The 26,351-nt window shown below is 32.0% G+C and carries 19 protein-coding genes and 4 pseudogenes; 16 read left to right on the top strand and 7 right to left on the bottom strand.

The annotated features are described in order from the left end of the window. Nucleotides 1-141: 141 nt before the first annotated feature. The 3 pseudogenes from V6259_RS18125 to V6259_RS18135 form a co-directional block, all read left to right on the top strand. Nucleotides 142-585, top strand: a pseudogene (locus V6259_RS18125) (IS66 family transposase); the annotation flags it as partial. Nucleotides 586-806: 221 nt separating this feature from the next. After that, nucleotides 807-1,064 (top strand): annotated as a pseudogene (locus tag V6259_RS18130) (integrase core domain-containing protein); the annotation flags it as partial. Between the two features lie 212 nt (nt 1,065-1,276). Beyond that, nucleotides 1,277-1,414 (top strand): annotated as a pseudogene (locus V6259_RS18135) (IS1595 family transposase); the annotation flags it as partial. Nucleotides 1,415-1,426: 12 nt separating this feature from the next. Here V6259_RS18135 and V6259_RS18140 read toward each other — a convergent pair. From V6259_RS18140 to V6259_RS18170, 7 genes and pseudogenes are all read right to left on the bottom strand, one after another. Then, complete coding sequence (locus tag V6259_RS18140; protein ID WP_341585725.1) at nt 1,427-2,140, bottom strand: 4'-phosphopantetheinyl transferase family protein; 714 nt, start codon at nt 2,138-2,140, stop codon at nt 1,427-1,429. A gap of 208 nt (nt 2,141-2,348) precedes the next feature. Next, the gene (locus V6259_RS18145; protein ID WP_341585726.1) at nt 2,349-4,106 is read right to left on the bottom strand and encodes an acyl-CoA dehydrogenase family protein; all 1,758 of its coding nucleotides are present in this window, start codon (nt 4,104-4,106) and stop codon (nt 2,349-2,351) included. Nucleotides 4,107-4,338: 232 nt separating this feature from the next. Continuing rightward, complete coding sequence (locus tag V6259_RS18150; protein WP_341585727.1) at nt 4,339-5,160, bottom strand: alpha/beta fold hydrolase; 822 nt, start codon at nt 5,158-5,160, stop codon at nt 4,339-4,341. A 6-nt stretch (nt 5,161-5,166) separates the two neighbouring features. Then, nucleotides 5,167-5,829 carry an O-methyltransferase gene (locus V6259_RS18155; RefSeq protein ID WP_341585728.1) on the bottom strand — a complete coding sequence of 221 codons (663 nt, stop codon included), beginning with the start codon at nt 5,827-5,829 and terminating at the stop codon, nt 5,167-5,169. 86 nt (nt 5,830-5,915) lie between these two features. Then, entirely contained in the window at nt 5,916-7,241 is a 1,326-nt protein-coding gene (locus tag V6259_RS18160) for a TrpB-like pyridoxal phosphate-dependent enzyme (protein WP_341585729.1), read from the bottom strand. 264 nt (nt 7,242-7,505) lie between these two features. Continuing rightward, nucleotides 7,506-8,810: pseudogene (locus V6259_RS18165) on the bottom strand (IS5 family transposase). Nucleotides 8,811-9,479: 669 nt separating this feature from the next. Further along, nucleotides 9,480-9,608: a hypothetical protein gene (locus tag V6259_RS18170; RefSeq protein WP_341585730.1), complete on the bottom strand. Its 129-nt coding sequence runs from the start codon at nt 9,606-9,608 to the stop codon at nt 9,480-9,482. A 449-nt stretch (nt 9,609-10,057) separates the two neighbouring features. Between V6259_RS18170 and V6259_RS18175 the strand changes: the two genes are divergently transcribed. From V6259_RS18175 to V6259_RS18230, 13 genes are read left to right on the top strand one after another with little or no spacing between them, the layout of a single operon-like run. Next, on the top strand, nt 10,058-10,315 hold the full coding sequence (locus V6259_RS18175; RefSeq protein ID WP_341585731.1) for an acyl carrier protein: 258 nt from the start codon (nt 10,058-10,060) through the stop codon (nt 10,313-10,315). After that, on the top strand, nt 10,308-11,162 hold the full coding sequence (locus tag V6259_RS18180; RefSeq protein ID WP_341585732.1) for a 3-hydroxyacyl-CoA dehydrogenase family protein: 855 nt from the start codon (nt 10,308-10,310) through the stop codon (nt 11,160-11,162). Before V6259_RS18175 ends, V6259_RS18180 begins: the two co-directional genes overlap by 8 nt. A gap of 21 nt (nt 11,163-11,183) precedes the next feature. Further along, nucleotides 11,184-12,305 (top strand): acyl-CoA dehydrogenase family protein, encoded by a 1,122-nt coding sequence (locus tag V6259_RS18185; protein WP_341585733.1) that lies wholly within the window; start codon nt 11,184-11,186, stop codon nt 12,303-12,305. 33 nt (nt 12,306-12,338) lie between these two features. Beyond that, the gene (locus V6259_RS18190) at nt 12,339-15,590 is read left to right on the top strand and encodes a non-ribosomal peptide synthetase (RefSeq protein WP_341585734.1); all 3,252 of its coding nucleotides are present in this window, start codon (nt 12,339-12,341) and stop codon (nt 15,588-15,590) included. Next, on the top strand, nt 15,590-17,581 hold the full coding sequence (locus V6259_RS18195; RefSeq protein WP_341585735.1) for a beta-ketoacyl synthase N-terminal-like domain-containing protein: 1,992 nt from the start codon (nt 15,590-15,592) through the stop codon (nt 17,579-17,581). The genes V6259_RS18190 and V6259_RS18195 overlap by 1 nt, the downstream gene beginning before the upstream one ends. Nucleotides 17,582-17,613: 32 nt before the next feature. After that, nucleotides 17,614-18,693, top strand: coding sequence for an alpha-hydroxy acid oxidase (locus tag V6259_RS18200; RefSeq protein ID WP_341585736.1), 1,080 nt, complete (start codon nt 17,614-17,616; stop codon nt 18,691-18,693). Between the two features lie 20 nt (nt 18,694-18,713). After that, nucleotides 18,714-20,216 carry an MFS transporter gene (locus V6259_RS18205; RefSeq protein ID WP_341585737.1) on the top strand — a complete coding sequence of 501 codons (1,503 nt, stop codon included), beginning with the start codon at nt 18,714-18,716 and terminating at the stop codon, nt 20,214-20,216. Next, nucleotides 20,213-21,571, top strand: a complete 1,359-nt coding sequence (locus tag V6259_RS18210; RefSeq protein ID WP_341585738.1) for a phenylacetate--CoA ligase family protein — start codon at nt 20,213-20,215, stop codon at nt 21,569-21,571. Before V6259_RS18205 ends, V6259_RS18210 begins: the two co-directional genes overlap by 4 nt. 42 nt (nt 21,572-21,613) lie before the next feature. Then, nucleotides 21,614-21,973: a hypothetical protein gene (locus tag V6259_RS18215; RefSeq protein WP_341585739.1), complete on the top strand. Its 360-nt coding sequence runs from the start codon at nt 21,614-21,616 to the stop codon at nt 21,971-21,973. Further along, entirely contained in the window at nt 21,970-22,920 is a 951-nt protein-coding gene (locus tag V6259_RS18220) for an acyl-CoA dehydrogenase family protein (protein WP_341585740.1), read from the top strand. The genes V6259_RS18215 and V6259_RS18220 overlap by 4 nt, the downstream gene beginning before the upstream one ends. A 1-nt stretch (nt 22,921) precedes the next feature. Continuing rightward, nucleotides 22,922-24,136: an acyl-CoA dehydrogenase family protein gene (locus V6259_RS18225; RefSeq protein WP_341585741.1), complete on the top strand. Its 1,215-nt coding sequence runs from the start codon at nt 22,922-22,924 to the stop codon at nt 24,134-24,136. 11 nt (nt 24,137-24,147) lie between these two features. Then, a complete protein-coding gene (locus V6259_RS20080; RefSeq protein ID WP_445928522.1) occupies nt 24,148-24,417 on the top strand; it encodes an acyl carrier protein in 270 nt (89 codons plus the stop codon). A 46-nt stretch (nt 24,418-24,463) separates the two neighbouring features. Beyond that, on the top strand, nt 24,464-25,852 hold the full coding sequence (locus V6259_RS18230) for an AMP-binding protein (RefSeq protein WP_341585742.1): 1,389 nt from the start codon (nt 24,464-24,466) through the stop codon (nt 25,850-25,852). The last annotated feature ends 499 nt before the right edge of the window (nt 25,853-26,351 follow it).

The raw sequence follows: 26,351 nt of genomic DNA on the forward strand, positions 1-26,351 counted from the left end.
GTAAGCCAGCACCCAGCAAAAGACACCGCCGACTTGATCCCAAGACGATGGAAGCTACTGTTCGCAGACAACCCGTTGAAATCGCCCTTGCTCTGAGTGTCAAGAACGGCGTGAAATGAACGCTAACACGCCGTCGAACATCTAGCCAGCCAAGAAGACACGGTAGAAGGGAGGATAAAAGTCCGACAAGAACATGCTCCTACTATCCTAGCCCAACACAAAGCGTGGCTTGAAAAGTCGATCAAACACGTGCCGCCAAGCACCACCCTTGGCAAAGCCATCCAATACAACCTGAATCAATGGGACAAACTCAACGTTTACCTAACCGATGGACGGATCAACATCGACAACAATCGCGCTGAACGAGCCATCAAACCCTTCGTCATCGGACGCAAAAACTGGTTGTTTGCCAATACCGGCAATGGCGCGAGAGCCAGTGCCCTGCTTTACAGTATTATCGAAACCGCCAAAGCCAATGGGCTTATCCCGTACGATTATTTAGTCAGATTGTTCGACGCACTGCCGAAACGCAAAGAGGGAGAGAATCTGGACGATTTACTGCCTTGGAATATTAAGCTGGCTTAAGTTTGAGAATAAAGAGAAAGGGGCTTCCTGCTGCGTCCTTGCAGTGACTGAGTCATCCTGAAAAGAGACAGAGCCTTCATCCTGAAAGCTAAGCAAATCCGTTTGCCCTCTGTCTGATAAATACCTTATCGAGATTATACGTCTGATGCAAGTTAGCAACAGCGAAATAGGTTCAGTCAAAAAACGTAACGTGTCTAGGTGGTGATTGCCGCACGCTTACGCTATGGCGTTATCGCATGAAGCAAAGTATGAGCCGCCGAGGAAATTGCTGGGACAATGCTCCCATGGAAAGAGTGTTTAGAAGTTTGAAGTCCGAGTGGATTCCAACGACAGGATACATGACTCAAAACGAAGCAAAACGAGATATCAGTTTTTATCTGATGGATTACTATAACTGGCGCAGGCCGCATCAATATAACAACGGGATGCCACCTGCCAAAGCGGAAGAACAACCTAATCTACTGTCCGGAATTAGTTGACCACTACAAGAATGATTGGGGTTAATGATGTCAACGAGCTGAGGTTGAAATAAATCCTCTTGCGGTATGCTCTCTGTCTTACGAAGCTTCATAAAACTCACCTGTTCTGCAACTTTTTGGGCCTTATGGCGTATTTATAGCAAGATTCAGGCATTAACTATCTTATAAAAATACATTAAATTCAATAGTTCGAGAGTTTTCCAGGGACGACGCGTTATCTTGGGGAGTTTTGTTTTAATTTCAATAGGCGCTTCAACCTTAAAAATATGTTCGAACAACTTATTTTTTCCAGTATCAAAACGGTACCGATGCCGGAGCGATTGCTAAAGCTAGCGGAAGCTCGGTGTTAATCAGGTTTTCTTTTAAGTTATAATAGTAATTATTTTGTCATCTTGAAAAAAATAGCACCCTTCAAATTTGGTTCCAGTCTTTATTTTTTCACTAATATTTTTAACGAGAACCAAAGTGAATTTTTTTTCAATGATATCGATCTGTAATATTTCGGCTGTATCAAAATAAAATATGTGACGAACTTTTGGATACAATGATTTAAATAAACTTTCTTTAGCAGAAAAAATTATTAATAAGCCTAACGTATAAGATATACTTGTAGCCAACAATAGTTCTCTCTCTCTCTCTGTAGTAAAAAAATCAGCTGTCTCTAACATAACAGAAGAGTCAAATAGTTCAATATCAATACCTGGTAAGATACCATTTGATTCAGAGGTTACTATAACTATAGCATTGTTATGAGTATGTGAAATACTTCCGCACCAACCTTTTGGCCATATTGGTTCTCGGGTTGATGAAGATTTAACGTTAAAAAAACACTCTGAATGCTCAAGTAATAGTTTAGCTGCATACCTTGATGCTAAATATTCTGCTCTTCGACAAACTAGTGCTGTATCTAATTTAGGGTCAAAAGGTATGCCAAAATCACTAAAAAGAATATCCTCATAGTTAATTACCTCAAATTTCACATGACAGTAACTTAAAAAAGGGGTGTTTGTAATATAACCATAATTAATTGATTTAAAAAAAGGTAAGTGAGATATGGTTTTTAATAAAGTAAACATTTAAATCCCTAATAAACATAAATAACGAAAATGAGTATTTTTTATTTTTAGAACATAAGACACTCTGTTTTTATTAGAGGTGGTTTTAAATAAAAACTTAAAAAAAACATTTTCTTTATTTTTTCGATGCTAAATATATAATAGTAAAATTCACTTTAAGTATTTTGGTTAATATTTTAATATTTCATATGTATGAAAGTCGTTTATACTAATCAAAATTGTAATTAATCCGTTTTTTAACTGATAGCCTTACTGTTTTCAGTCGAGCTATCGCTATGGGCAAACGATGCACTAGATAAAATTGTGTTAGCGAAAGCGTATTTTCAAAATAACCTGGATAATTTTTTTTAATATTAACATCCATCGAATAGTCAGTTATTTTTAACAATTGAAAACTACAAAAAATAATACCTAAAGATTCTAATAATGGAGCAGAAATTTCTTGCAAAACAATTATATCTGTTTTTAAAGATAATACTACTTCATACAGTATAGCTCGAGATTCTTCTAGCAAAAAAGGTAAATCATGAGTAAAATCAATCAAATGCTTTTTTTGAACTATCTCTTTTATTTGATCTTCAAAAGAGTTTATTAACTTAAATAAGGTTGCTCCTTGATCAGCTAAAATTTTCTTAAACACCAGATCTAATGCTTGAATCCCTGTTGTGCCTTCGTAAATAGTTAATACTCTAGCATCTCTCAAAATCTGGGCTATGCCAACTTCTTCAATAACTCCCATTCCACCGAAAATTTGTACAACATTAGCAATTAGTGCATTAGCCCTTTCAGTCGAAAAGGCTTTGAAGATGGGTATAAGTAGGGCAATATTATGTTCTATATAGACGTTGTTATTGGCAAGAGCACAGTCGATCCACGCCGCGATCTGATATCCTAAAGCTCGTAAAGCAAAACTTTCCGAACGAATTTCAAGCAACATGCGTTTAACGTCTGCATGCTCTATAATAGTTACGGGGTGTCCATAGTTATTATAGCCTTGCTTACGTTGACTAGCATATTCAGATGCTTTTTGATAACCCAATTGAGCCAATGCTACTCCCTGTAAACCGCAAGAGAGACGAGCTTCATTCATAAACAAAGAAATTGCTTTAAGACCTTGGTGCAATTCGCCTACTAGCTCGCCAATACAAACATTATTTTCACCGTATTGAATGGAGCAAGTAGGGCTACCATGTAACCCAAGTTTACGCTCAATACCTGTGCATGTGACATCATTAAAGTCACTAATTATTCCATCATCATTTACCCTATATTTGGGAACTAAAAAAAGTGAAGCCGACCGACTTCCATTTGGTGCGTCAGGGGTACAGGCTAATACTAGGTGAAGAATATTTTTAGTTAGATCGTGCTCTCCATAGGTAATAAAAATTTTTTGACCGAGTATCTGATAAGTTCCATCATCTCTTGGAAATGCTTTAGTTGTGAGCGCCCCTAAGTCTGAACCAGCATTAGATTCAGTTAATGCTATGGCAACTGTCCACTCACCGCTGACAAGTTTTGATAGATAGCGACGTTGCATAGACTCATTGGCAAATTTAGATAAAATATTAGCTCCACTTTGGGTTAAAGCTTGAAGCATAGACCATGCGAGATTAGACGATAACCACATTTCATTAACTGACTGAGATATGTGTCTAGGCAAGCCTTGTCCACCGCAACTTACTGGCAAGGTTAGGCCAACCCAGCCTGCCTGACAAAAAGCCTGATAGGCTTCTTTCCAACCCGTCGGAGTAATGACTCTTCCGTTTTCAAAGCGGCATCCATTATGATCCCCAACGAAATTGAGTGGTGACAAAATTTTAGAAGCAAACTTTTCAGCCTCATCCATGATGTTACTGGCTAGTTGTGGGTCAAATTCTGATAAATTTTTGACACCGGATAAATGTTGCTGGTAAACCATAGCAGACAAAAAAACCATATCTTTATATGGAGCTTTATAAATGTACATAGCAAAATTTGACTCCGTGTAGATAAACTCAATACTAAGTATATTTATTAATGGCTTTTTAAATATATTACTTCGAGATTATATGAGTGAAGTAAGGCAATAAGATTAATAAAAAAATCTTAATTAATTATATCTGTTACTAAAGTCTAGCATTACCAATTTCATGTTAAATTTGGACTGAAAACTTTTATTTTATGAAGCGTGGCTGATATATTTGAACGATATTAATTTTCTATATGTTTTTTTTACACCAATTATTTATTAAATTTGCTGTCATTATGGGATCAACAAAAACAAAACTATGATCAAAATTTGGTATAGAAATGACTTCACAAGAAATACGCTGTTTGATATGAAAAGCCATCTCATTTGCTTCTCTTGTAGAGTATTCAGTAACAACTAAAGTTGTATTGCGTTGACAATCAATCAAAGGAAGTACTTTATCAGACAAGCAAAAACCACCTAAAATACGTAAAAGATTAGCAAAGCCTAAAGCATTATGAATTGGCCGTACACTAGTTGAGAGTGGAAATTTTCTTTGATTGCTACTTACTAAATCCGAGAAAGTGTTATTGCCTTTATCAGGGTCAGTTAGCATAAGATCTGCTATTTCATTCATGGTAACACCAACCTCAGATAATTTTTTTTCAGGAACAACAAACAATGCTGACTCAATAATTAATTGATTTAAAATCATATCTGGATAAGCTTTCAGAAAAGCACTTCCTATAAACCCGCCAATAGAGTAACCAACTAAGTCAAACTCTGACCATCCATATTTATCAATCAAACTTTTAATAGAATCAATTATCATAGATAAAGTAAAGTCATGATCAGTAACATTTTGAGGGTTGTTAGATCCTACACCAGGCAAGTCTGGGATTAATATTTCCGACCATTCAGTTAAATTAGGAACAACTCTTCCCCATGTATCAAGTCCTGCAAGCCGTGAGCCATGTAATAAAAGCAGTTTCCTACCTGTAGAACCAGAGAAAGAATAGTAATTTGAATGAAAAATTTCATCTTTATCTCCATATTTATTATGCAAATACATACAAAATCAATCCTTATTTTTGGAAATTATAGTCAAACCATCAGCAATAGGAAGTAAACAGTAATTAATATTGCTTAACTGCATGACCTTTTTATTGAATTCTCTAAGAGCATTAACCCTATCTGTATTAATTTCTTCTTTAACAACATCTCCATGCCAAAGAACATTATCTATTATGATCATACCATCTTCGTTAAGCAAAAATAGCGCCATCTCCAAGTATGACCAATTATTTTCTTTATCGGCATCAATATAAATAAAATCAAATAAGGCTTTATTTTCTAAAAGCTTTATTAAGGTATTTTTAGCAGGCCCTAATTCTAATGTTATACGATCTGATACATTTGCTTCTTTCCAAATATCAACACCAATACTAGGAAAAATATTATTTATATCACACGTTATAATATTGCAATTGGATTTTGTTGACAAAGCAAATGCTAACGTCGAATAGCCAGTAAATGTTCCTAACTCCAAAATAGCTTTAGGATTAAGAAATTTTAACAAGAATGATAGAAAATGAATCTGTTCAGTTGGTGAACGCAATCTAGCATACTTAAGCTCATCAGTTTTGTTTTTTAATTTTAAAAGGAATTCATTTTCCTTTGGGTTATGATCTAGAATATAGTTATAAAGATCGTCATTGATCATCAAATTTTTGTTTAGCATGAAGATATACCATTTATAAATTAAATATTAATTTTTATAAAACTCAGTTGATATTAAATTAATTACAATGTACTTTTCTTGAGTAATCAATTAAATTCAGATAAACTATTTTTTATCATTTCCTCATCGGGTTCATCATCGATAAGCCTATCAAGAAGATAATCTTGATAGGAGAGCATATCATATAGACCATGACCGCTGATATTAATAATAATACTTTCATCAAGCTTAGAATTATCATGAATGTCTCTAATTGCAGCGGCTATAGCATATGAAGATTCAGGGGCTGGTAAAATCCCTTCTTTCTGCGAAAATAATAAGCCAGCTGACAATGATTCTTCTTCAGAGATGGAGGTGGCTGTAATAAATCCGGTATGATATAAAGCACTTAAAAATGACGAGGTTCCATGATAGCGTAGTCCACCTGCATGTATTGGTGGTGAATTATATTTAGAACCTAGAGTATACATTTTTGAGAGCGGAGTAGTTCCTGAAAAATCATTAATATCAGTAGTATAAATCCCACGAGTTAATTTTGGGCAAGCAATAGGTTCAACTGCAATAAACTTACAATTCTTATTATGTGATTTAGAATATCTGAGTATAGGAAAAGCTATTCCGGCAAAATTACTGCCGGCACCTACGCATGCATAAACACGATCAGGAAATATATCCAGTTCTTCAAGTTGATTTAATACTTCATTGCCTATAATAGTTTGATGCAATAAAACATTGTTTTCTCCACTACCGACAGCAAACTGCGCATCACTAAAGTTTTTTGTAAAAATAATAGCCTCACCTGTAGCTATAGCTAAGGTACCAGTATTTTTGTAACCTTTTTTGATTGCATCTAGACCAACTTTTGTTTCTGTACTAGGGCTGGAGTAAACTGTTGCACCGTATAACTCCATCAAATCTCTGCGCTGTGGCTTTTGGTTTAAACTTACATCAACCATAAAAATTGTACACTTGAGACCGAACACCTTACATGCGTACGCTAGAGCAGATCCCCATTGGCCTGCTCCGGTCCCAGTTACAAGATGTTTATAACCTGCTTTCTTATAGTAAAAAGCCTGAGCTAATGCAGAATTGAGTTTATGGCTACCTGAAATATTTGCTCCTTCATATTTATAAAATATTTTTGTTTTTGTATTCAGATGATTCTCCAGTTGTACTGCTCTTCTGAAAGGAGTAGGACGATATAATAAATATTGATCTAAAATTTCTTGAGGAATAAGAATATCAGCATCATCTGTATTATGAGATTGGCGTAGAAGACTTAAAGGCTGCCTGGGTAGTGCTCCTACTCCATTTAAATTTAAGTCTTTGTTTTCGTGAATACTTTCATTGTATAAGGAAGGGAAATCTTTAAGAAGATTGCACCACTTTTTAGGTACGAGATTATTATCCATATTTAACCTTTAAGTTATTATGTTGTTTAAAAAATAAGCTCTTTTAGATTAAAAATAACCTAACACAAGAATGCAGCTATTTCAAAAAAATAAACGAAGATGAAAAGCAAAAAAAACGCAATAAAAATGCAATAAAAATGCAAAAAAGCATCTTTTAAAATGCGCAGCAGACCAAAATGAGGATAGTCGCCCCTGAATAATGGCGTTTCAGGCAAGAAACGCCATGTTATTTTTAGGTCTTTCCAGTGAGAAAATTATTTTCAGCTATAATTGTCTTAAAAATGGCCCAAAATATGGGGCGCCATAAAGCCACTTCAGTAGCTTACGTAAGTTCTGGTCACAGGCACTTAAGATCATGTTGATCGCATCGCCTAGTACACCTTTTAAGAAGAATCGTCTGAGTTTTCCATCTAATTTGAGGTGCCCTATGATTGGCTCTACGCTGTTTCGTCTCTCCATCCATGGCTTCTCCTTCTTTGGTACGCCGCGCTTTTGACCAGCAATCAACACCTTAATAGCTTCCACGCCAGATCCTTTATACCCTCGGTCAACAAAACAGGTTTCCGGTTTTTTCCTGTCAGGATTTCAACTTATTGAAGTTGATCTTTTAACGTATGGCCATCATAAGGATTACCTGGATAGCTTCTTGCTCCCACAATGAAGGATTCTTTAGACGTCACGGCTATGCTTGCTTTCACACCAAATTCATAGCGTTTATGCGCTTTGCCTTTGGAGATGCAGTCCACATTGGGTTCATGCAAGCTATACAGTTTATTTTTGCTCTGACGAGTTTGTTTTAGTAATCGATAGGTTTGGTTAAGTATGTCTTCCTGTTTTTGGGTGAGCGTTAACCCTTGTCGTTTTACTTATCTATCAATATCTCGCAGGACTCGCCCTAAAAAGCTGAAAAGCCTTTGACTTGCTTAATCGCTTTTCTCATCCGCTTATATTGTTTGGCGTGACCATAGCGTCCAATTTTTGGCATTAACTCATGACAGGCTGTGTCGTAGGTTTGTCTTAACGTGATGTTTTGTTCTTTGGCTATCTGAGTGAGCTGCTGTCGAGCCTTGCTGTAGAGCTTGGCATCCGTTGGGAAGGTGATGTTTTTTTCTTGTACTGTGGTGTCTACTACGACACATTTTAAGCTCGCTGGTTTGATGACTTTTAGTTTTAGTCCTGCTTGTATCGTCTGGGTAAGCGGCCATTCACAGCCTTCTTCTCCTAACCGTTTTCGCCATTTAACAAAACTGGTTGGATGGCACGGGAAGTCGTGTTGGAAAAAGGTTTCTCCGAAAAGCATTGGTAATAAGACGATTCAAGCCATTGCTCTAGCACCATCTCATCAGACAAATTATGCAAGTGCTGCAAATACAGCAACCCCGCCATAAGGCGCGTTGGCAACGTGGCCGCACCAACGCTTGAAAAATAGGCACTAAGCGTTGAGTCCAATTGCTTCCAATCAATGATCTTAGCCAGTATTACTGAAGGATGATTGGGGTTAATGATGTCAACAAGCTGAGGTTGGAATAAATCCTTTTACGGTATGGTCTCTGTCTGACAAGGCTTCATAAAACTCACCTGTTCTGCAACTTTTTGGGCCTTATGGCGTATTTATAGCAAGATTCAGGCATTAACTATCTTATAAAAATACCTTAAACTCAATAGTTTGAGAGTTTTTCAGGGACGACTAGATTGTATGATCTAGCTCCGTGAATAACATCACCTATCGACCTATTTGTACCTCTCAAAAACACCGATTTGATACTCACGAATGAGATTAAATGACTGTGCACTGAAAATGAAATTGCTCCCAATGTATACCTTACGGATATGCTTCATCGAGTGAATCAGTATCCAGTAAAAGACGTGGCGACCTGACTCAAAACAATGAAAAAACCGTTCTCGAACAAACCTCTGAGGTCCCCCTTTACTCTGAGTGTAAATAACAGCGCAAAATAAACGCTAACTCATGGTTGTCAATATTTCAACAGATTCGCAATTATAAATTGGGCATTTGTCTTCATTTTTTGATACATCAATCACCCAATACAAACTATTCCCTAATGGCCTCAAGCCGGTTCAGCTCTACTTAATCTAACTCCGCGAAGCTGATTTAATAACGATAGTCTTATGACTGTTTTTGATTTTCTCAAAACGATAGCCTATTACTACACAGATATTTTTCAGTATTACGTATTCAACAAATAATTCAACTAAAGTAATTGCTGGCAACAGCTTTTATTCTCTGGCTTCATCGAGTCCATGATCCTGGATAATATAGATTTTCTCTGGATCAATGGAGAGAGCTAGCTGATCGGCAAAGACTTTTTGAATAGTACAATGTAAGCGATCTTGGTTACCTTTCATGACCAAAAGATAGTCGCCCTTGTACCTCATGATTTGCTGTTGCTGGATGACATCTATTTGTCATGTTCTACTCATATTTAGTCGTTATAAGATGAAAGTATTAAGAAAACAATTTGATCTTATGTAATTTAAATGTAAATTTGATTTATTTTTATTTTTATTCATTATAAAGATTAATGTAATTGTTTAAAAAACATTCAAAAAAATAAGTTGATCGCATGAAATCTTTTATTTAATAAAATCACCTTGCGTAAAGATTTTTTGCTTAGGCTCAAATTCACTTAGAGAAGAGAGATATCGTGATTACTTAAAAATTCAGATTTTTACGTCGCAAGCGGTGAAGAATTAGCCCTTAAGAATTTAAAGCTCCATGGTCTATGACTCGGTATTTAGAGGGTTATAGTAAATTTATCAATCTAATTTTTTTATTAAAAAATCAGGTAAAAAATATGAATATGAATGAAATTAAATCAGAAGTAAGAAGCTTTTTAGGGAGAGGTTTTCGAATTCATGAAATTGAAGATGATTCAAATATTTTTGAAATAGGGATAGTTAATTCATTGTTTTTTGTACAATTACTAATTTTTATAGAGAAAAAATTCAAAATCGAACTTCAAGAAGGAGAATTTGATATTACTAGACTTAATAGTGTCAATTTAATATCGAAAATAATTAGCGATAAAATAGGCGGTAGTTTGAATGAATAATAACTCAATAACAATTTTGGGAGCTGGAGTAATGGGCTCTGGTGTTGCAGAGCTTTTTGCAACACACTGTTATCAAGTGGAAATTATTGATAAGTCTAAAATACAGCTTCAAAAATCGAAAGACAGAATTATGTCAAACCTTAAATATAATTTTCTTACACAGGGTGAATTTAAAAAAGTAGACTCTAATAAAATCATTGGAAATATAAAATTTACTGATAAATTAGAAAATGTAAAAAAATCAAATTGGATAATAGAAAATATTACTGAAAAGTGGTCTGAGAAAGAAAAATTATATAGTTATCTAAACAACGAATGCTCAGAAAATTGTATTATTGGAGTAAATACGTCTGCAATATCAATAACAAAAATATCCTCACTAATGAATAACCCAAGTCGAATCGTTGGAATGCATTTTATGAACCCTGTACCAAGAATGCCTCTGATAGAAGTTGTGAAAGGGTATCATACAAATGAACATACACTTCAATCTGTGAGGGAGTTGTTGCAATCGTTAAATAAAAAAATGGTTACTGTTGAAGACTCAGCTGGGTTTGTAACTAATCGCGCAATGATGATTTTTATCAACGAAGCAATCTTCATGCTCCAAGAAAAAATTTCCTCTGTAGAAGATATTGATATTTTATTTAGACAATGTTTTGGACATAAAATGGGGCCTTTACAAACTGCGGATTTAATTGGTTTAGATACAATTCTATACTCATTAGAAGTTATATATAACGAATTAAATGACTCAAAATATAGACCTTGTTGGTTATTAAAAAAAATGGTAAATGCAGGACTTTTAGGAGAAAAATCAAAAAAAGGTTTTTATACTTATGAATAAAATAATAAAGAGTATTTCATTATGCCATCATATTCAGAAAAACATTTAAATCATAAAAAAACATTTGATCAATTCGTCAATGATAATGTTATCTATAAAGCCTCTCAATTTGACGATGATCAAGTAATTCCAAGGAGTTTCTTTAAATTATTAAGTGATCATGGTTTTTTAGGAGCATCAATACCGGAAAAATATGGTGGTCAAGAATTTGATTATTTAAGCTTGGGCCTAATGCATGAATCATTTGGAAGAGGTCTATGTTCAATAGAAAATGCATTAACTGTAACTGGTATGGTGTGTAAGCCTCTAGTTAGATTTGGGACTAAGTATCAAAAAGATAAATGGCTTCCAAAAATTGCAGGTGGTGAAGTAATAGTTTCTCTAGCTTTAACGGAACCAAATATAGGCAGTGATTTAAAAAATATCGAAACTATTGTAGTTAAAAATAATGGTAAATATTTCTTAACAGGCACAAAAAAATACATAACTCTTGGTCAAATTGCTGACTTGTATTTAGTTCTTGCGAGATTTAATGATGAACATATAACTATTTTAGTTGAGAGGGATACACTAGGGCTATCTTTAACCCCAATTAATAATATTCTGGGGTTACGTTCTAATATGTTAGCTGAAATTAAATTTGAACAATGTTGTATCCCTGAAGAAAATATTTTAGGAAATGTTAAACAAGGATTTAACCAAATTGTTCAACTTGCTTTAGATGAAGGTAGATATACTACAGCATGCGGATGTGTTGGTTTAGGTCAAGCATGTTTGGATGATGTGATTGAGTATTCTGCTTCTCGTGAACAGTTTGGAAGTCCGCTTTTTAAACATCAACTGATATCTAAAATGATAACTGAGATCATAGTTAAGACAAAAAGCGCACGTGAATTATGTTTTCATGCTGCGAATTTACGAGAACAAAATGACATTTCCTATATTTCAGAAACTTTAATAGCGAAATATTTTGCCTCTAAAATGGCTGTAGATGTAGCAAACAATGCCTTACAAATTTTTGCAGGTTCTGGCTTTACTAAAGAGCATAATGTTGAAAGGTATTATCGTGACGCAAAAGTCATGGAGGTTATTGAAGGTACATCACAAATGTATGAAATATATATACCTCAAAATTGTTTATAAATTTTATAATGTTAATTACATAAAGGTGATTTAATGCTTAAAAATATAATAACACTTTTTGAAGAGCAAGTTGAAAAAAAACCTAATGCAATTGCCGTATATTTAGAAAATGAATCCATAAATTATCGAGAATTTAATAATAAAATAAATCAATATGCAAGAATATTACGCAAAAAAGGGGTGAAGCCAAATACAATAGTTGGAATTGAGCTTAATCGTTCTTATGAGCTTTTAATAGCCATATTTTCGGTTATTAAAGCCGGTGGTTGTTATTTGCCGATTGATCCTGAATCGCCAAGTTTACGTAAGGAAAACATAATTAATAATAGTGGTCTTAAGTTTTTAATCTCATCGAAATTCAGTTGTAAATTAATTAATTATGAATGCATAAATTTTTCAGATATTAATATAGAAACTGAAATGAAAGGAAATTTAAATCAGATAAATAGACCAAATGACTTGGCTTATATCATTCATACCTCTGGATCTACAGGCGAGCCAAAAGGTGTAATGATTCAGCATAAAGCGCTATTAAATAGAATTAAATGGATGAATAATACATATTCAATAGGAGAAAAAGACATATTGTTTCATAAAACACATCAATGTTTTGATGTGTCAATTTGGGAAGTATTTTGGTGGTCAATTTCCGGTTCAGGATTAGTAATATTACCTAAAAATCGTGAACATGATATCTGCTTTATTACTAAAATGATATTTAAATATAAGGTATCTGTTGTACATTTTGTTCCGTCAGTTTTTAATATTTTTTTAGATTATATTGATAATGATTTTGATTTATCCAAAATTAATTCATTGAGATTTATTTTTTCAAGTGGAGAAGCATTAGATTCAAGTCGGGTTAAACATTTTTTTGACATTTTTAATGAAGAAAAAAACACTCCCAGGCTAATTAATTTGTATGGTCCAACTGAAGCTACAATTGACGTTACTTTTTTTGAGTGCAAAAAAAACCAATCTTACTCTTCAATACCAATTGGAAAGCCGATTGATAATACTTCTCTTTTCGTTTTGGATAATAATCTAAATAGAGTTGGCATAGAAGAATCTGGAGAATTATTTATATCAGGAAAAGGTTTATCCGCAGGATATTTAAATAACTCTGAATTAACGTCAAAATTTTTCATTAAAAATCCATATTTAGAAAATCAAAAAATGTATAAAACGGGAGATCAAGTAAAATTAAACCATTCAGGTGATTTAGTTTTTTTAGGTAGGTTGGACGATCAAATTAAATTAAATGGTCAAAGAATTGAGCTAAAAGAGATAGAGCAAATCATTAAAAAAATAAACTATATAAAGGATGCACATATAACTTATATAGAAAATGAATTCGGAAAGAATATTATAGCCTTTATAATTATAAAAAAAGATTTTAATACAATAGATTCTTCAGAACTTAAACTACAGCTATCAAAATATCTTCCTAAATATATGATACCTAATAATATTAAAATTGTTGATGCTTTTCCTATTAAGTCAAATGGCAAAATAGATTCAGTGAGATTAATTGAAAGTAAAATTCTTCAGTCAAAAACAATAATATCTGATTTTGAAGAGAAAGTAAAATTTAACCCTAATGCTATTTGCGTGATGTATGAAAATACTTCATTAACTTATGATCAAGTTAATAAAAAATCCAATCAAATTGGAAGATTAATTAGTAAGGAATGTTCTGGGCGTGGCGAGTGTATATTAGTTTATTGTGATAAGTGTATCGATATTCTTATATTTATTTTAGCTATATTAAAAGCCGGTGCTACTTATGTACCTATCGATGTAGCGTTTTCAGAAGATAGAATTAAATATATACAGAAAGATACGTCTAGCAAAATATTAATCACTAATAAATATTTAAAAAAAACCATCTCAAGAATCCTTCCTGATTCTCTGATAATAAATTGCAATGATGAAAAAATATTATCCGAAAAAAATAATAATTTAGATTCTTACTTATTACCATCAGATAGTGCATATGTTATATATACTTCTGGAACAACAGGCTATCCAAAGGGAGTTATGGTAGAACATGGTAGTGTAAAGAATATGATAGATAATCAGTTGAGTAAAGTAATTCCTCTACTTAAAACTCCTATAAATTGTCTTCAATATTCATCAATAGCATTTGATGCCCATATATCAGAGGTATTTTTTTGTATTTGTTCTGGACAAACATTAGTTATAGCAAATGAAGATCAACGTAAGGATACTTTTTTGCTAAAAAAACTTGTTAAAGAAAAGTCTATTGATTTTGCTACTATTCCTCCAGTTTTACTTAGGACCGATATTGAATGTGCGTTATCCTTGAAGGTTATGATTGTTGCTGGTGAGGCAACAGAAGAGAAAATCCTAGATTATTATAGTTCTCGAGGTGTAATAGTTTTAAATGCTTATGGTCCAACTGAAGCCTCTGTATGTACTTCAATGAAAATATATAATAAAAATAACAACCCTAATAATGTAGGGAGACCAATTGATGGTGCTAGATATTATATTTTAGATGAAGATATGAAAGAGGTTTCAATTGGTGAAGTTGGGGAGTTATTTATTTCTGGTAAATGTTTGGCCAGAGGTTATTTAAATAATAAAGAAAATAATGTTTTCTTTTATGATTTACCTATTGGAAAAAAACATTCAAATTCTAATAGGTATTATAAAACAGGAGATCGTGGTTTTTTAAATGAAAAAGGTGAATTTATTTTTATAGGTCGTATAGATAACCAAATAAAAATCAATGGTATTAGGATTGAATTATTGGAAATAGAAAATACTATACTTAACAATACAAGCTGCGAACAATGTGTTGCAGTTCCTGGGAAAAATAAAAAATCTATAGTTATATTTTATGTTTGTAACGATAAATCATCAAAAAACATTTTAAAAAATCATCTAATTAAGGAGTTATCCAATTACATGTTTCCAATTGTATTAAAAAAACTTGAATCACTACCTACTAATTTTAGTGGTAAAATAGATCGTTCGATATTATTTAAAATCGCTGATGATGAAAAAAAATATGTTGCTTATAATCGTCATAGTTTAAATTCAAAAATTAAAAAAATCATAGAAGAATTTGTAGATATTTATGATATTAACGAAAGTGATAATTTCTTTGATTTAGGAATTAACTCTATAGATATACCAATAATATGTCGTAAAATTTCAAAAACTGTTGGTAAAAATATAAACTCTCTTTTATTATATCACAACCCTTGTCTTTCTATGTTAATTAATGTAATTGAAAAAAATGAATTGGAAATATAATGGATAATATAAAAAATAAAGTCGCTATTGTTGGGATCGGCTGTAAATTCCCTTCTATTAATAATGTATATCAATTTTGGAATGTTTTAAAAAACTCAAAAAACTGTATAAGTGAATTTAATAAAACCCAACTATTTGATTCAGGAGTTAATAAAGATTTTATTAACAATGAATTATATGTTCCTATGAGAGGAGTTTTAGATAATATCGATTTTTTCAATGCAGATTTATTTAAATTTACATCTGACGAAATTAGCTCCTTTAGTATTCAATCAAAAAATTTATTACAAACGACATATCATGCACTTGAAGATGCGGGCATAGCAACTAATTCGTGTCCAAGAAACTCATCAGTATATATTGGTGTAAATGACACGAGAGCGGGTTCAAATGAACAAAATATAACCATGGATACTGTAAAAGAATTTACTTACTCTACTTGTTTAGCCTCTTTACTATCCTATGAGTTTAATTTAGAAGGAGCTTCAATAAATCTGAATACAGGTTGTTCCTCTTCACTAGTTTCAGTTATTCATGCTTGTAATGATTTGATTTCTGAGAAATCAGATATGTCAATTGCTGGTGGAGTATCAATTGAATATCCTCAAAATTTTGGTCATTTGTATAATAAGAGTGGAATTTTATCTGCTAGTGGTAAATGTGAGACTTTTGATAAGAATGCTAGTGGTACAGTTCTTTCAAATGGAGTAGGGGTAGTTATATTAAAACGTCTTGAAGATGCCATAATTGATAATGATAATATTTATGCAGTTGTACTAGGTTCATCAATTAATAATGATTCACGAAATAAAGCTAATTTCTTATCGCCTAGTATAAGAGGTCAATACAATTGTATTAAGAAAGCTTGGGAGATGTCTGGCATTGATCCTAGTTGTATAAACTATATTGAAACTCATGGATCTTCAACAGTAATTGGCGACCCCATGGAAGTATATGCAATAAAAAAAGTTTTTCAATCATATGGTTTATTTAAAAATAAATGTGCACTTGGATCCGTAAAGACAAATATCGGTCATACAAAATTAGCTTCAGGTGTAGCAGGACTAATTAAAACTGCTCTAATGATAAAGAATCGTGTAATTGTTCCTAGTATTAATCTTAAAGAAATAAATCCAGATTTAGATATTGAGAATAGCTCCTTATATATTGCTACTGAATATGCAGAAATCCCAAAATCTCAAAAGCTAATGACTGCTGGTGTAACCAGTCTTGGTCTTGGTGGTACTAATGCTCATTTAATTTTACAGAGTTTTAATGAAGAACATGAAGAACATGAAGAACATGAAGAACATGAAGAACATGAAGAACATGAAGAACATGAAGAACATGAAGAACATCCGAAAAAGTATATCTTAGTAATTTCAGCTAATAGTGAATTTTCTCTTAGCCAACTAATTAATGAATATATTTCTTATTTTAATTTATTAACAGACACTAGTGACAATAATTTAAAAAATATTTGTTATTCTTCAAGTTGTGGAAGAAATCATTATAAATTTAGATGCTCAATAGTTTTTGAAAATTATAAACAGGCGATTAAAAAATTGGAAAAAATTAAAATACCTTTCATATATGAGGATTATATTTTTAATAAGAAAATCCCCAATACTTATCGGAATGCTAGCGGAGATTTTTTGTTGAATTTCATTAAAAATATAATATATCATTTCCCTTTTTTTGAATTTGAAGAAAAAAACAAAAATGAAGATTTAATTTTTAAAATGAACTCTGAAAATATAATAAGATCGTTTTTTAGATTTCTAGAGTTTCCAAATAATTTAAATATAGATTTTGACATTGATAATTTATTATTTTATAACAATGAAAAATTTATTCTTTGCAATATAAGCGATCCATATGAGATTTTATCGATACTGTGGTCGCACGGCCTTAACTTTAATTGGTCATTACTTTATAAAAAATTGAATGTTAAGAAAGTTTCTATACCAACTTACCCATTTAATCCATAAGTGAATGTCGAAAATAATATTTAGGAGTATTTATGAGTTCTAGTTGGTTAATCAATCTTGAAGCACAAGCTAAAGAAAAGCTTACTAGAGAGATTTATGACTTTGTAGCTGGCGGAGCAGGAAACGAAGAGTCTCTTGATAATAATTTAAAAGCTTATAGTAATTATTCTGTAATTCCTCGTGTGTTAAGAAATGCATCAAGAATAGACTGTAGCTTAAATTTAACAGGCACTAAACTATTTTCTCCAATTATAATTGCTCCAATGGCCCCTCATAAGCTTTTACATGAGCGTGGAGAAATCGAGACAGTAACTGCAGCATCTAAAACAAACTCTTTAATGATAGTAAGTTGCATGGCAAGCCAAAGTTCATTAGAAATTTCAAAAGAATCATCTGAGGCATTATGGTTTCAACTACATATATTTAAAGATCGAACTATTACATTGAACTTGGCAAAAAAAGTAGAATCGCAAGGTTATAAAGCTTTAATTATTACTGTTGATATGCCTGTTGTTGGCAATAGAGAAAGAAATAGAAATAATAAATTTAAAATTCCTGGCAATATGTTAGCTCAAAATCTTATAGAGGAAGGTCTTATTTCAAGAAAATATAAAAATAGCTTGAATACATTATCAATGAATGAATTATTTGATTCATCTATAACTTGGCAGGATATATGTTGGTTAAAAAACAATACGTCTTTACCTATTTACTTAAAAGGAGTTTTACATCCTCAGGATGCTATAAAAGCACTAGAAATAGGTATCGATGGTATTATTTTATCCAACCACGGTGCTCGTCAGTTGGACTGCTGTGTTTCTCCTTTATTTATGCTTTCAAAAATACGAAAAATATTAGGGAATAAATTTCCCATTATCGTAGATGGAGGCATACGATCTGGTTCAGATGTATTTAAAGCACTTGCCATGGGAGCTAGTTCTGTCCTAGTTGGACGGCCTATTTTATGGGGGCTTGCAGTTGGCGGTTCGTACGGTGTTTCGGGAGTACTCAATCGTTTAAACTCAGAACTTAAGCAGGTTATGGTTTTGTGTGGAGTATCTAATTTATTAGAAATTACTGAATATGGACAATCTATGTTATTTAAATTGTAGATATTTTAATTGAGGATTATATGAAAAAACAAACTAAAATATTAACAGCAGTATCTCTAGCCTATATTATTATTTATATAGATATTTCATCTATTTCAGTAGTTTTACCTACCTTAGAAAAAATATTTGATACTTCTCAGTCAACTATTATTTGGGTAGTGAATGTTTATATATTGGCACGGGCTGCACTTGTTTTTGTTTCTGGAAAAATAAGTGACATCTTTTCACATGAAAAGTGTTTTACCTTTGGACTTATCGTTTTTTGTATATCTTCATTACTTTGCGGTCTTTCTACTAGCGTTTATTTATTGATTTTGTTCAGGGTTTTTCAGGCTATTGGTGCTACTTTTCTTTTTACATCAGGTATGAGTATGATTACGTTAGCTTATCCAAAAGAAAAGCGTGGAAAAACCATAGGATTTATTTTAAGCATATCCTTAATAAGTATGGGATTGGCTCCTATATTAGGTGGCTTATTTGTTAAATATTTGAGTTGGCGTTGGATTTTTTACATTAATATTTTTATTGGTTTTATTATATATTTGCTTTTACCTAAGTCTAATTGTTTAAATATTCAAAACAATAAAAACCTTAAGTTTGACTGGATTGGATTTATATCTATTTCTACTTTTACCATATTATTAAATTTATCTTTTTTAAGCCATTCAAGTTTGGGATGGACTGCATGGTCACCTATAATTTTATTTATTATTTCTTGCTTGTCGATTTTATATTTTATTTACATAGAAAAAAATTCTAACAATCCAATAATTGATCTTAATATATTTAAATTACCAAACTTTATTCCAGGGGCTATTATTTCAGTTATTACTCAAATCACAACTTGGTTAATTTTATTTCTAACTATTTTCTTTCAAAAAGAATTAAAATACACACCTTTACAAACAGGATTCTCATTAATTCCACTTTTTTTATTTGGTATAGTTTCATCAAACTTTGGAGGTTATTTAGTTGATAGGTATGGTTTTAAGATTCCATTAATATTGGGGACAGGATCGAGTTTATTTGGGGTTATTTTGTTTTTTTTATTTGATAATTTAACTTACCTTAAAATGATTCCGATGCTTGTTTTTACTGGAATAGGAATGTTTATGATAAATGGACCAATTAGGGCTGCAATGCTAAATCAAACTACAAAAGATAAATATGGCATGGTCAATTCTACATTAAATGGACTTCGCTCTATTGGAGGAGCTATCGGTTTCTCAGTATTAAATACTATATTATTCAACGCAGAATTCTATCATGCTAAATTTAATTTAGAATATTTATTTACTAATATAAAAAGTGATAAAGTTCATGATTTGATCGGTTTGCTTTCAAATACTCCAGAAAGTTTAACGATTCTAAATCAATATCCGTTAAATATTAGAAATGATATTTTTCATATAATATCATCTAGTTATTTATATGGCTTTTATTGGATGATAGGCACTTTATCAATTTTAATGATTATCAATTTTATGCTTTCAATATTTTTTATTAAGGATACTAATAAATGAATCCACTTATTATAAAACAAAATCAAGAAATTGGGTTAAAACTTAAGGATTCTCGTCAATCACTGTTCCTTTCAAAAGAACAATTAGATGAGATTAGACTTATTAAATTAAAATCTATTCTAAAATTTGCTAAGGAAAATTCAAAGTGGTATGCCAATACGCTAAAGCATATTGATGTTGAATCTTTTTCCATAGATAGACTGTCTGAAATTCCAGTTTTGACTAAAGAAATACTAATGCAGAATTGGAATGACATTGTTACTGATCCTAATTTAAATTTAGATAAAGTTGAGGAACATGTTTTAAAAATGCAATCTGATACGGATCAACTTTACCTTGAAGGGAAATACCATGTTTTGGTTACAAGTGGTACAAGCGGACTGAGAGGCGTTTTTGTTTACAATTGGGATGAATGGGTAACTTATTGTTTAATGTTTAAGCGTTATGGAGTTCGTGGTCAAAATCCCATGGTTAAAACAAAAGTAGCTTTCATAGCTATTCCAGATATTGTATATGGTTCAATTTCATTAACAAAAACCTTTCAATCTAAGAATGTTTCTATCTATAGTATTCCAATAACTTTACCTGAAAAAGAACTTATTTCACAACTTAATACTTTACAACCAGATGTTTTAATGAGTAATCCATCAGGAATATTAAATCTTTGTAATAAGGTTAATGAAGGTAATTTAAAAATATCTCCTAAGGTTATTAGTGTAGGATCAGAGCCTTTTTATCAACCAATTCGAGAGCTAATTCTTAAAACGTGGCCAGGAGTAGATATATATAATACTTTTGGTTCTACTGAGGGTGTTGCTGCAATTAACTGTTCTCCAAATATGCATGAAATGCATCTTAATGATGATTTGTGTATTATAGAACCTGTTGACTACGAAAATAAACTAGTTAAATTTGATATGCCCTCAAATAAAATTTTTATTACTAATTTATTTAACCAAACTCTTCCTCTCATCCGCTATGAAATTCCAGACTCGGTAATTTTTTTAGATAAAAAATGTGAATGTGGTGTTGCTCATCAATTAATTAAAGAGCCACAAGCTAGACCATCATCTAATTTTATTTATAATGGAAAAATTCAAATTCCTTCAGTTGCTTTTTCCGCACCATTACTCTATGAAAGAGGAATTACTGAATATCAGGTCATACAAACTTTGGATGGAGCAAATATTAAAGTTGTTATAAATAATCACGTCAAATTTGACACCTTGGCTTCGATCATTTCAAATAATCTTAAACAATATGGGTTGAAAAAATCTAAAATATCGTTTTTTGAAGTTTCTGATTTTAAATATTTAGGAGCTGGTAAAATATCTAGATTTATAGCTTTAAGTTAAAAAAATCAAACTAAACAATCTTTTAATTTTAAGGTGAATTAAATGTCTAATATAGGAAGTGTTTTAAATATTTTGTTGAAAGATGCAACCAGTTTTTGTCAACTGACAATTTCATATACGCAACAGAGATCCGTTTTAAGTAAGCATATTTGTAACTTTTTCCCTGTTATGAAAAAAGTCAACTCTGCTTCAAATGATATTAAAGTTCTAAAATACTTATTAGAAAGTAAAGCTGATGAAGAAGTATTATTACATTTTGTTTTTACTTCACTTGAGGATTCACTGCAAGGTTTATTGCTTGTACATGGAGGTAAAGGGTACTGTATAACTAGTACAGCCTCACAATCATGGTTATCTTGCCGTAGATCCATTAATATGCTAAAAAAGGTAGATGGAAAATGAAAATAGAATCTAATGATAATGATAAAGATATTGTAGTTTTAACAAAAACTCTTTCGAACCTTTTTTATAAATCGCCTCCTAACTATAGCGAAATAATTGATTTTGTTATTTCTTATCTAGATAATGGTGAATATATTGATATATTGAATGTTTTTTTTCAAATATCTGGAGTCCTGTTACCATTAAGCATATCTGTAGATAATAGTAAAAAATATCAAACATCTTGGTTGGAGAAGCTAAAAACAGGAAGTATTTTTGGTGCGCATTGTATGACAGAAGTTCAGGGTGGAACAGATATATTTTCAATGAAGACAACTGCAATTGAATTTGATAAATATTGGCTTATAAATGGTCAAAAAACTTTAATTTGTAATGCTCACAACTCAGAAGTCGGTTTGCTTTATACAAATTTTAATACTACTTTTAATCCACCATATAATCTTTGTGCATTTATTCTTGATCTTAAACTAAATGGAATTTCTATTAGCTCTCCTATTAAAACGATCGGTCTTGATGGAATTAATCTTGGTTCTATTTATTTGAATGATGTAAGATTGCCTAAAGATGCAATTTTAGGTTGTATTGGTGAGGGACAAAATATAGCTTATATTTCTACAACTTTGGAACGTTTATTAATACCAATCGTTTTTATTGCTAAGCTATATCAATTTTATAAATCTTCTCCTCAGTCACTTAAAGCAGATTTTTTTCGAATTTATATAGCTAATCGTCTTTTTGTTGAGAAAATATTATCTAGTATAGATTTGTTTTCTTGGAATAGAGAATATATTAAATTAGGCTGCTTGTTAAAATGGCACGTTTCTGACGAATATATTAAAGCCGCTAAGTTAACAGGAGACGAACGTCATTATTTGGATTCTCTATCTAGCTGGATATATAGTGGAAATAACGATTCTTTAAAAAATATGGTAAGTAGGTTGGTTTAATATGAATAATAATAAGAGTTATACTTTTGATGAGGCTTGTAATAGATGCCAATTTCTTGCCGACACTGTATTTTCAGAGTTTTCAGGAATCTGCGACCGTGAAAATAGATTTCCAACTGAAAGCCTTGATGCTCTTAAAGATAGTGATTTACTATCTTTACTAATACCAAAAGATTTTGGAGGGTGGGGGCTAAATTTTTATCAATATCAAAAAGTGTTATCTATTATTTCACAGGGTTGTCCTTCCACTGCAGCAGCTTTTAATATGCACAATATTGTAATTGGAAGTATTAGTAATTATGATTTGTCAGTTTTAGATCCTAAAACAAGAAAAAAGTTAAAAATTAAATTAGAATCTATATTTACTTTAGTAGTTTTTGAAAAAAAAGTTTTTGCTGCCGCTACTACTGAGCCTGGAATCGGAGCTCGTTTCTCTCAAATAGAGACATCTTATACCAAAGATGGTGATTTCTATATTATAAATGGTTTTAAGTCATTTGTTACGATGGCAAATTATGCTGATTTTTTTCTAGTTCTTGCTAATAAAAATTCTGATAAAAAAATGAGTAGCTATTGGTTAACTTATTTCATTGTTCCTAGATTATCTAATGGTGTATTTATAAATGAAACATGGGATGTTTTGGGAATGCGAGGCACTTCTAGTCAAGAGGTTTTTTTTAAAAATGTAAAACTTCCTAAAAGTGCTATTTTTATGGGTAATGAGGGATTTGCTTTATCAAAAGTAATGAGAGAACCTCACTGGGTAACTGGTGGTTATTTAGGTGTCTATCTTGGCATATTGAAAAGTATTTTTAAATTTACTTGCCAATATATAGTTTCAAAAAGCGATCATGTAAAGAAAGAGGGTTTGGCATATTTGCCCCTGGTTCAAGCCCGGATTGGTGAAATGTATTCTATGCTTAGATCTGCTGAACTAAATCTCTTCGATGCTGCTGAACAGGTTGTTAATAGCCCAACATCTAATATTACACACCAAGCCTTATTTTCAGCAAAGTTTTACTTAGGTGAGTTAATGCCTAAGTTTGCCTCTATGGCATTAAGGACTTGTGGAGGAAATTGTATTCATAAAAAATTCCCACTCGAGAGATTACTCCGTGACAGTCATTGTGGTGGTTTAATGCCCGCAGTCAGTGATATGTGTCAAATATTTTTAGGCAAAACTTCATTAGATATTAATGAAGTTAACATTTGGTAGAGGTATGAAATATGAAAAATATTATTATAGAAACTAAATCACTTATTGAGTTCATTAAACATGATTTATTATTAGGTAAGGAGTTAACTACTCCTCTTGATGCAGATACTGATTTGATCAATTCGAATATAATCGACTCTTTAAGTCTGATACAACTAGTTACTCATCTTGAAAGAGAGTTCGAGATAAAAATTGATGACAGTGATATTAACCCCGACAATTTCATTAACGTGAATTCACTTTCGAATTTTATTAATTCTAAAATTCAAACAAAGAAATGAATTTAATTGATAAAACTTAAACTTTATTATATTTAGGTGGTGTATTGTGAGCTTTAACAGTAAGCTAATTGAGCTGCTCAAAAATTCTATAAAATCTAATAGTAATTTCCTAGCAATCAAAGATCGACATTGTGAGCTCACATACTTTCAAGTTGAATCAGCAGTTGATGAATGTATTAAAAGACTTCGATCTTGTGGTTTGAAGAATGGTCATATAATGCTAATTCATCAAGAAAAATCTACTGATTTTTTGATTGTAATGCTGGCATGTATTTTTTCAGGTATTATTTATGTTCCTTTAGATGAAAGCATTCCACCTGAAAGAATAAAAGCAATAGCCCATGAAACTGGAGCCTTTGCCATTTATCATGACAATGGCAAACTATTAAAATTTGATTCTAAAACAACTTATCTTAAAAAAGGTGTACTTATATTTTATACATCTGGATCAACTGGTAAACCTAAGGCGGTTTTAATTCCAGAAAATAATATTATATCTTTTGTATTTTGGGCTATCAAAAAGTTTGAAATCAATTCTTTTGATCGAATATCTTCTTTTTCCCCTTGGCATTTCGATTTAAGTATTTTTGATATATTTGCATCATTATTTACTGGATCTAGTATCCATTGTTTCCCGAACAGTTTGAAAGTTTTTCCTGTTCAAATTTACAACTGGATTATTTTTCATAAGATTTCTATAATTTACATGGTTCCAACTGTAATAAGGAGTTTGGTCAACTTGAATGGTTTTTCTTCAATTGATTCTACGATTTTGCGTTGCATTTTGTTTGCTGGTGAACCCTACCCTTTGATTGAGTTGTTGGAACTAAGAAGAAAATTTCCAACTCAACTGATTTCAAACTTATACGGCCCAACTGAAACTAATGTTTGTTCATATAAAGATATTCCTCAATTATCTGAATTAAATAAATGGAAGGTTTGTCCAATTGGCTCCCCTTTACCTGGCTTTGAGTTTCTTATTGGTAATAATCAACATGAGGGAGAATTAATTTGTATAGGAAATAACATTAGTCTTGGTTATCTTAATGATCCAGAATCCGAAAACTTCATCAAGGTTAATAATATTCCTGCGTATCGAACAGGTGATTTGGCTACAATTACAGATAATGGCTATGTTTTTTTAGGTAGAACAGATAGACAAATTAAATTTTTAGGTCATCGTATTGATCCATTTGAAATCGAATCTATTTTGCGTTTATGTTCTTTTGTTAATGATGCAGCTGTTTGTTTTGATAAAAATAGGATTACTGCATTTTTAGTTTGTGAGAAGTATATTGATGAAAATTTTATATTTAATCATTGCTCTAAATATCTTTCTAAAGCATCTTGTCCAAGAAAATTTATATTCATAAATTCTATTCCTAAAACCTTGACTGAAAAGGTTGATTATAAATCGCTTTTATCATTGGTATAATCCGACAGCAACCAACACCCTGCACTAACAGAAGATTGGAATAATCAGGACTGGTAGCGAGTGCGGAAAACCTCTAACAGATAAGGAGAGGAATTCGGCACTCAAGGCTCTGCCTTTAACGGATTGTAAGTTTTTACTGGGTAGATATCTTTGTAACGCAATACATCCTCTTCGTCCTTATAATTGTAAGCCCCCTTAAATCCGCATTCTTGCCGATCATTGAATAATCGCAGAACCTAATGCCTGTTCATTTTATTCACTAGCAGGAGTTTGTTATGAATCAACCTTCCGATTCTCAATCCCGTTCTGATTTTTGGCTTGAACAGGTAAAGGCCGCTGACGAGTCCGGCTTGTCTACCGCGCAGTTTTGCAGTTAGCGTTCATTTCACGCCGTTCTTGACACTCAGAGCAAGGGCGATTTCAACGGGTTGTCTGCGAACAGTAGCTTCCATCGTCTTGGGATCAAGTCGGCGGTGTCTTTTGCTGGGTGCTGGCTTAC

The organism is Marinomonas sp. TI.3.20 (genome assembly GCF_038155025.1).
In the GTDB taxonomy this organism is placed as follows: Bacteria; Pseudomonadota; Gammaproteobacteria; order Pseudomonadales; family Marinomonadaceae; genus Marinomonas; species Marinomonas flavescens.